This is a genomic window from Microcystis sp. M144S2, from assembly GCF_020246065.1.
In the GTDB taxonomy this organism is placed as follows: Bacteria; Cyanobacteriota; Cyanobacteriia; order Cyanobacteriales; family Microcystaceae; genus Microcystis; species Microcystis ichthyoblabe_A.
The window spans coordinates 1-7459 of sequence record NZ_JADBTR010000159.1; the positions used below are offsets into that span (position 1 = coordinate 1).

General features: G+C 43.6%; 8 protein-coding genes and 2 pseudogenes. 6 read left to right on the forward strand and 4 right to left on the reverse strand.

The genetic code is table 11. From position 1 onward, the window contains the following. Positions 1 to 248: 248 nt before the first annotated feature. From IM462_RS18255 to IM462_RS18265, 3 genes are all read right to left on the reverse strand, one after another. Positions 249 to 452, reverse strand: coding sequence for a hypothetical protein (locus tag IM462_RS18255; RefSeq protein WP_002797544.1), 204 nt, complete (start codon positions 450 to 452; stop codon positions 249 to 251). 364 nt (positions 453 to 816) lie between these two features. Next, a complete protein-coding gene (locus IM462_RS18260; protein WP_287703950.1) occupies positions 817 to 1887 on the reverse strand; it encodes an alpha-xenorhabdolysin family binary toxin subunit B in 1071 nt (356 codons plus the stop codon). A gap of 73 nt (positions 1888 to 1960) precedes the next feature. Continuing rightward, positions 1961 to 3163: an alpha-xenorhabdolysin family binary toxin subunit A gene (locus tag IM462_RS18265; RefSeq protein WP_287703952.1), complete on the reverse strand. Its 1203-nt coding sequence runs from the start codon at positions 3161 to 3163 to the stop codon at positions 1961 to 1963. Between the two features lie 930 nt (positions 3164 to 4093). Between IM462_RS18265 and IM462_RS18270 the strand changes: the two genes are divergently transcribed. From IM462_RS18270 to IM462_RS18295, 6 genes and pseudogenes are all read left to right on the forward strand, one after another. Beyond that, positions 4094 to 4336 (forward strand): hypothetical protein, encoded by a 243-nt coding sequence (locus tag IM462_RS18270; RefSeq protein ID WP_002797536.1) that lies wholly within the window; start codon positions 4094 to 4096, stop codon positions 4334 to 4336. Next, positions 4333 to 4740 (forward strand): annotated as a pseudogene (locus IM462_RS18275) (type II toxin-antitoxin system VapC family toxin). Before IM462_RS18270 ends, IM462_RS18275 begins: the two are co-directional and overlap by 4 nt. A 249-nt stretch (positions 4741 to 4989) precedes the next feature. Next, positions 4990 to 5361 carry a hypothetical protein gene (locus IM462_RS18280; RefSeq protein ID WP_287703955.1) on the forward strand — a complete coding sequence of 124 codons (372 nt, stop codon included), beginning with the start codon at positions 4990 to 4992 and terminating at the stop codon, positions 5359 to 5361. Further along, positions 5361 to 5795, forward strand: a complete 435-nt coding sequence (locus IM462_RS18285; protein WP_287703957.1) for a type II toxin-antitoxin system VapC family toxin — start codon at positions 5361 to 5363, stop codon at positions 5793 to 5795. Before IM462_RS18280 ends, IM462_RS18285 begins: the two co-directional genes overlap by 1 nt. A 139-nt stretch (positions 5796 to 5934) precedes the next feature. Next, the gene (locus IM462_RS18290) at positions 5935 to 6171 is read left to right on the forward strand and encodes a type II toxin-antitoxin system Phd/YefM family antitoxin (RefSeq protein ID WP_002769357.1); all 237 of its coding nucleotides are present in this window, start codon (positions 5935 to 5937) and stop codon (positions 6169 to 6171) included. A 607-nt stretch (positions 6172 to 6778) separates the two neighbouring features. Continuing rightward, positions 6779 to 7105 (forward strand): hypothetical protein, encoded by a 327-nt coding sequence (locus IM462_RS18295; RefSeq protein WP_287703959.1) that lies wholly within the window; start codon positions 6779 to 6781, stop codon positions 7103 to 7105. Here IM462_RS18295 and IM462_RS18300 read toward each other — a convergent pair. After that, positions 7097 to 7459, reverse strand: a pseudogene (locus tag IM462_RS18300) (lipid II flippase MurJ); the annotation flags it as partial. The gene IM462_RS18295 and the pseudogene IM462_RS18300 sit on opposite strands and share 9 nt — an antisense overlap.

Genomic DNA, 7459 nt, shown 5'->3' on the forward strand with positions numbered 1-7459 from the left:
CCTTAAATATTGGAAGAAAGGTAGTCGGAGAGGCCGCCTTTAGCGGGAATCCGATAGAGAGGTTCGTAGTTAACCCAGTACGGGTCAAAGCGTACAAAGCTAATTCTAGATGCAATATTTGCGTACAGAATTAGTAACTATGAGGAATCACACCAATCAAAGCTCGATCCTCATCTCCATAAGGTTCACTCACAACAAGAGCGGGGCGTACTTTTGCTGCTATCCCAAAATCAATCAACCAAACTTCGCTACGAACTGGCTTCGGATTCCCCATCTGCTTCCTCCTCTGCATCTAGACGAGCAAACGATTGAGCGGCAAAAAGAACTGCATCATCATTACTCCAATCACCATAGTCTCCAGTCGGACTCAGGCTGGCTGAAAGGAACTCAGATTTTTCTCTAGCTGAAAGTTTTTTGAACTGTCTAAGAAGTGTTACAACGGCTTCACTCATGGCTTCAACTGATCGCTTGTAGATTACTTTCTGTCCACTAGGTTAGCACAGCGATCTCTCTTTCAAAAACCAAAATGATCGCAATTTTAAAGTTTAATTAACAAGAAGATAGCGATCGCACTGGATGAAGGGGTTTCTCAGGCGATCGCCAAAGGTTTAAGGGTGCGAGGGATTGATGTTACAATGTCTTCAGAGGAAGGACTGATTGGAGGACGATAATGATCGCCACGATTCCTGACAGTATCGGCAATGAATGACGCAGGATATGTTAGCTCATCGCAATTTAGATTAAAGTGTTTTGAAAAGGTAAAAGGTGCGTGGAACGCACCCAATTAAGAACGGTGATCGTGTTCGGAACAACAATTTAAGAAAGGATGACTTTGTGACGCTCATTGCGAGCTTGGTTTACATAAAACTCCATGTCGTTGATAATTGTCATTAAGGTATCCTCCGTAACCGCCTGATTGTTCAAATCTCGAAGTGTTGTCGCGAAACTAAAGAATGCTGTGGACAGCTTAGTGGTTTCCGTAGCAAGCGCTGTCATGGACGCTACCGCCGTTCCAATTGTTTCTCGCAGTGATAGCGTCGCGTTCTGCGCCTGCAGACGTTGTTGAAAGGCGTCTACCACAGTGCGCTGCGTCGTTAGCGCCTTGTTGACTTCATTGCGCATTTGGGCGAGTTGGTTGAATTTAATGGTCTTGTCAACAACCGCCAATATACTCTTAATTTGCCCTATGGCTAGCTCGATTGACTTCTTCGCGACTGCAACCTCTGGAGCAGCGGCATCGCCTAGGCCAGCATCAAGAAGGCTCGACAGTTCCTTTTCATCTGGCAAGAGTCCAACAATATCTTTGGTCGGCGTACCCCGCGCTTTATCAACAGCTGCACATAGCTTATCATAGCGCTCTTTAAGGGTTTTGAGACGAGCGGACTCACGATCAACGTCTTGCTTTAGGCGTTCATTGTTTGCTGTCTCGGTGGCTATGGCATCCTTAAGTCGCACCTCGGTTTCTTCCCCAAATTTTGAGAGGCGATTGGCAAACTCAGAAAGCTTAGTCGCAGCATTGTTAAAGTCTGTGAGGAGGGATGAGACTGCATCATTCAGCTCGCCTTGCAACTGTGCCCGTTCGGTGTTAGCTTGCTCAGTAGAAATTTGGCCCGTGCGTTGGGCTTCGTCAATCTTACCAATGTCTTGTAGAAGCTCTTGGACTACCTTCGTGGCGTCCAACGAGACTGGCAGCAAGGCAAGAGTCTCGGTGATCTTTGTCTCAAGGTCGTCTGCTACCACGGCGGCGAGCGTAAGGCGATCGGTAAGGTAGGGATATGCTCCATCGCTGATCGCAGGAACGCTTCGCTTAATAGTTTTGACAGAATCTGCCACAGACTGAAAGTTCGGGATACTAGCTTTAGAATTGGAAAACTGCATAGTGCTCATGATGACCTTATCCTATGTTTGAAAAGTGTTTGGAAAGCGTGGCTTGTACGCGGAAATATATCGAGGTGAGCTTTCACTGGGAAGTGTAGGTTTTTCTGAACTCCTCTATAGCCTGGTCAAAGACATTCGAAAGCTTGGCGCTCATGTCACCCACGATCTCCCACGGTCGGACAATGTTTTTAAAATCACGAAGAAATTTACTCAAAGTATCGCTGTCCTTGACCTTACCCAATTTGGTTAACGATCCATCAATGTTTGCGACCATATCACTCCACATCGAGTCGAGGTGCGATAGGGACTGCTCAGCATCTAGGAGACGCATTTCAATATCTGTAAATTGGGTTGCAAACTCATTGAGTATGCCCTGTACCTCCTGTTTCCTCTTGATATCTTTGGAGATCTTCTCCAGCTCCGCGATCTTTGAGTTCTTTGTTTTCCGAGCCGCCTCGGCCTTAGCGCCAAAAATGCCGCCTGTAATGGCGATACCAATAATTCCGCCTAGGATACCAGTGAATGCAAGCCCGACATACTTGTCGTAGTCTTTCCTCAGTTGATTGATCTCTTTTTCAAGGATATCAATATCCCCTTGGAGTTTTATGATCTCAGTATCCGACATGGCTTTCTTTGCTAGCTCTTTCTTCCGTGAGAGCAATGGCTCAAGACCCATCACTGTTGTGTTGTCCGATAGGGTGCCACCAGAGAGCTCGGTTTTGTAGTCACGCACTGCCGTAAGCACCGTGCGCGTCTCTTCCTGGTGCTCGAGGCAGAGTTCCTTTAAATCTGCCATGATTTCTAACAATGTCTTTTGAATTGCATTGTCCTTGTTACTAATTGGGATTTTTACATTCGGGTCGTCGACGGTTAGCGCCTGAATCATGTCATTATCCATACTGTTGATAGTATCGGTGACGTCTTTACCAACATTAACGATCTCATCCGATGCGTATTTGAGTTTAGAAGCCTGGTCTCTTACCAGATTCTCGACTGGTGTCCAGCGGTGAGCATGGTCAGTGATCTTTTTGGACAAATCGATGATGTCTCCAGGCTCAAGCCCAGTAATGCCTGTGCTGTTGCTGCTGATGTCTTCGATGCGCTGCGGTAGCTTCCTGGCAGCGCGGACATACAGCAAGATTTTGATTAGGTCGTCGGCAGTAAAGATGCCAGCTGAGCGACCGCCCTCAAATTTACTGCCTGTGAGCAGACTTATCATCACGACTGGAGCCTGTCCAGCCTGAATAATCTCATAATCAATGGGTACGGAACTGTCAACAACCATTTTGATTTTTTCTCCCAAATTATCAGGATTAAGTCGAACTTAAAGAGCAATTTATCTTATCTCAACAGCCAACACAACCAAAGTTTACCAACTTAAGGAAAAAGTTAGTAAAATTCCCCAAGTCCTTACCCCGCCTAACTTCCAGCCCCTCCATCCTCCCGCAAAAATCCTTAACTTGGGAAAAATCCCCAACTTTACCAACTTAAGCCCAAGCCTTGTCAGAACATCCTGACAATCTTCCCACTCTCCAACCCAAAACTTTTGATTCATACCCAAGACCCCAAAAACAGCAATGCCAGCATCCCACCTTAGCCATCTCCACAGACCAGAAACCCACCCCACCGCAGAAACGAGAAAAACCTCTTGCCTCCGCAACCCTGGGATGATTCCATAGCGATAAACCGATAATGAAAAAAAGCCAAGCCTTAACGACCCTGAAATTAACCTTAAAACCCGAACACCAAAAGCTGATCGAAGCGAAACTAAGTAGCTGGTTATAATTAAATTAAAAATGGATTTTGCCTTTAATCCCCCCTTGATCCCCCCTTGATCAGGGGGGTGCCGATAGGCGGGGGGATCCCCCCTGCCCCCCTTGATAAGGGGGGTGTCTGACAACTTTTAACGCCTACCTACTTAAATACAGGGCGTTATGCCAATCCAGATGAAATCATTGCCGAAGCTTTGCAATTACTCAGTAAACGCGATCGCTATCAACAATGGGCAATCGAGTTTGATCCCCCTAAATCCCCCGTTCGGCGGTTCGGCTGAGCTCACCGTCGAAGCCTGAGCTCACGGCCGAAGCCTTAAAAAAGGGGACTTTCTTGAAGAGGCGAAGGAATTGATGGAGAAACCGCGATACAATCAGCGATCGCCCGATAAATCTCTATAATATTCTATAAATATCGAGTATTCCCCCATCCCAAACCAGCCATGACAGCCAAAGAACAACTCCTACAGGAAATCGAAAAAAGCTCCGAGCCACTCCTACAAGAAGTTCTCGACTTCCTCTTGTCGGTACGCTCAGAAAAATATCCTGAAACTCGTAAACCCATCTGGCAAATCGCTCAGGAAATTATGGCTGATGTTCCGCCAGAAATTATCGCTCAACTCCCCACCGACGGAGCCGAACAACACGATCATTATCTTTATGGCACACCAAAACGTAAAGAATGAAAATAATTTTTGCCGATACCTTTTACTGGATAGCGTTGCTTAGTCCTAGAGACACTTGGCATCTCAGAGTCATCGAATGGAGCCAATCTAACCCTCATGTATCGCTAGTGATGACAGACGGTATTGTTGATGAAATTTTTGCTCATTTCTCCAAACAAGGCGACATTATGCGCGGTAAGGCCGTAGAACTTTATCACAGTATTCTTGATGATCCCAGCATTCAACTAATTTCTTACCATCAAGAACTAAGAAAGCTAGGAATATAACTTTATGCCAATCGTCTAGATAAAGGCTATAGCCTTACCGACTGCATTTCAATGATGGTGATGAAACAAATGGGAATTTATGAAATACTCACCCATGATAAACATTTTACCCAAGAAGGTCTAACTATTCTTTTTTGATAACTCAGACAGAATCCCATTATTGATCTCCACAAAATCGGGCATCGTCGGAAAATTAAAGAAGAATAACCGAGATCATTAGAATTAGGCATCGTTGGGAAATTAAAGAAGCATAACCGCGATCGCCTAACCCTAACTTTCAAGAACAATATAGACTCTTTTCTGCCGAACCTCTTAAATTCAGACTAAACTAGACTATCACTGCAATATCATAGACTTAGTTAAGAAAATTGTTAGAGAACCTTAACCATGCTCAAACATTATGACGTGACCATCGAAGGCGATCATATCCAATGGCTAGGGGAAAAACCCAAAGCACAGACCCTCCGCGCCATCCTTATCATTGAAGAAGAACCATCTCCCTCGACCCAGGTAAAACGCACGACCCCTGCTCATTTAATCGGTAAAGGCAAAACCTTAGGGGATATTGTCAGTCCTATCGTGGATCAAGAAGATTGGGAATGTAAAACTTCCGCCCCTTCCCCGCAAACTAACAAACCGATTTGGGAAATCGCCGATGAAATAATCGCCACCATCCCTGAAGAATCCTTTGACCAGATCCCCACCGATGCGGCGGCCAACTTGGATTACTATCTTTATGGCAATTCTCCTCAAGAATAATGCAGACCCTCTTCGCCGACACATTTTATTGGGTTGCCTTGATTCATGCTAAAGATCAATGGCATAGACAAGTGCGAGCTTTTAGTACGTTAATTCAAGATTATTCTTTAATTACAACCGATTTAGTCTTGGTGGAATATCTCAACTTTTTTGCCAAATTTGATCAACCCATGAAACAAGGTGTCGTCAATTTCTATCGCCAAATCCGAACCTCTCCAAATCTGCAAATTATTAGCGTTGATTCCTATTTAATTCAATCAGGTGTAGAACTTTATGCCAACCGTCTAGATAAAGGCTATAGCCTCACAGATTGCATCTCTATGATTGTAATGAAACAAAGAGGCGTTATAGAAGTCTTAACCCATGACAAACACTTCACCCAAGAGAACTTTCGGATTTTGTTCCAAGATTCTAATTTTAATAATCTTACTTAGAATTTGATTGCTTAGAGCAGTATTTCATTATTTATCTCCACAAAATCGGGCATCGTCAGGAAATTTATCAAGCATAACGGCGATCGCTATAATATCGAATATCTCCCGTCCCCAAAACTCCCTACTCCCTTGACCAGCAATGAAAAGCGTCACCTCAAGTAAATTACAAAATAACCTAGACCAACTGCTCGATGAAATTCTCAACACAGGAAAACCCCTAGAAATTGAGCGCAACGGCAAACGATTAATCATTAGTCCCGTTGAAACCGTAGATAAATTACAAAAATTAATTTATCGTCCTCAAGCCATTATTGGCGATCCCGATGATCTTGTACAAATCAGTTGGGAACAGGAGACAAACCTTGATTTACCTTGATACTCATATTGTTGTCTGGCTTTATGCAGGACTAACTGCTAAATTAAGCGATTGCGCCAAACATCTAATTAACGAGAATTAACTCTATATTTCGCCGATAGTAAGGCTAGAGTTACAATATTTATACGAAATTGGGCGAATTACTGAAAAATTAGACGACATTGTTCTAGAATTAGTAAGTTGCCTTGATTTAAAGGTATGTAAAAAAGATTTTAATTTAATTATTAATCAGTCTGTCATTATTAACTGGACTCGTGATCCCTTTGAGCGCTTAATTATTAGTAACGCTTCAGTAGATAACCATATTTTGCTAACCAAAGATTATCACATTTTAAATCATTATGAAAATGCCGTATGGGATTAATCACAATCTATGGGAAATTGATGAAGCATAACGGCGATCGCATCATTCAATCGCTAAATAACGATAGACTCCCATAGGTTAAGTACATAATAACTGTTCAAGGAGAATCATCGGTGATCTCACCTAGTTAAAATCCTGACTCCTAGCGCAAACTTTAAATATTGTAAAAAAAGTAATTTTTTGTATTCCCACTGATTACCATAATGGAAAATTCTGCTAATCTCTATGTTGATGAGACAACTTATGGAACAGTCAAAGGGTAAATCCTCTCGCCAGCGCGGCGTAATCCTAACCTCCATCGGCTACCAAAAACTGCACCGTGCTAAAGTGAATTGGGAAATAAAACAAAACACTCGCTGCACCTTAGACATTCTTAGCCAACAAACTGGACTGACTGCCAATACTCTCAGTAAAATTTTTAGTCGCTCTGTCGCCGTTGATAAACGTAGTCTGTACGTCTGCTTTTCTGCCTTTAATCTCGATTTAGACGGTCAAGATTATTTATCCAGTTTTACCCTTGCCTACAAAGACGGCCAATTTTCACATTGGGGGATAAATATGAACTGTTAAAAAGAAGGTGACAGCTAATAAAATCCCACTGACTAGGGTGGTAATAGTCTCGACAATCGGCGCGGACTCGGATTTATCTCTTTTGGCCAAAACACTGACCAAAGCGCTGTGAAAGGGGCCGTTAATACCACCGAGGAGAATTAACAGAAAACCGGGGATAACGTAGGCAAAAGCGTAGGCGTTTACCACTGGCCCAACACCGTAAGCAGCGGTGATTACCTGTTCGCGGACTAAACCAAAAACCTTACTGATTAAGGTGGCAACGGCGACAATTCCAGCAATACCGGCTAAGGAACGGGTAGCTTTCTTACTAATGACGACACCTCGAAAGAAAACAACTGCATTGATCGATTC

Coding starts and splice junctions, on each gene's coding strand:
- IM462_RS18255 (WP_002797544.1), bottom strand. CDS start 452: ATGAGTGAAGCCGTTGTAACACTTCTTAGACAGTTCAAAAAACTTTCA.
- IM462_RS18260 (WP_287703950.1), bottom strand. CDS start 1,887: ATGAGCACTATGCAGTTTTCCAATTCTAAAGCTAGTATCCCGAACTTT.
- IM462_RS18265 (WP_287703952.1), bottom strand. CDS start 3,163: ATGGTTGTTGACAGTTCCGTACCCATTGATTATGAGATTATTCAGGCT.
- IM462_RS18270 (WP_002797536.1), top strand. CDS start 4,094: ATGACAGCCAAAGAACAACTCCTACAGGAAATCGAAAAAAGCTCCGAG.
- IM462_RS18280 (WP_287703955.1), top strand. CDS start 4,990: ATGCTCAAACATTATGACGTGACCATCGAAGGCGATCATATCCAATGG.
- IM462_RS18285 (WP_287703957.1), top strand. CDS start 5,361: ATGCAGACCCTCTTCGCCGACACATTTTATTGGGTTGCCTTGATTCAT.
- IM462_RS18290 (WP_002769357.1), top strand. CDS start 5,935: ATGAAAAGCGTCACCTCAAGTAAATTACAAAATAACCTAGACCAACTG.
- IM462_RS18295 (WP_287703959.1), top strand. CDS start 6,779: ATGGAACAGTCAAAGGGTAAATCCTCTCGCCAGCGCGGCGTAATCCTA.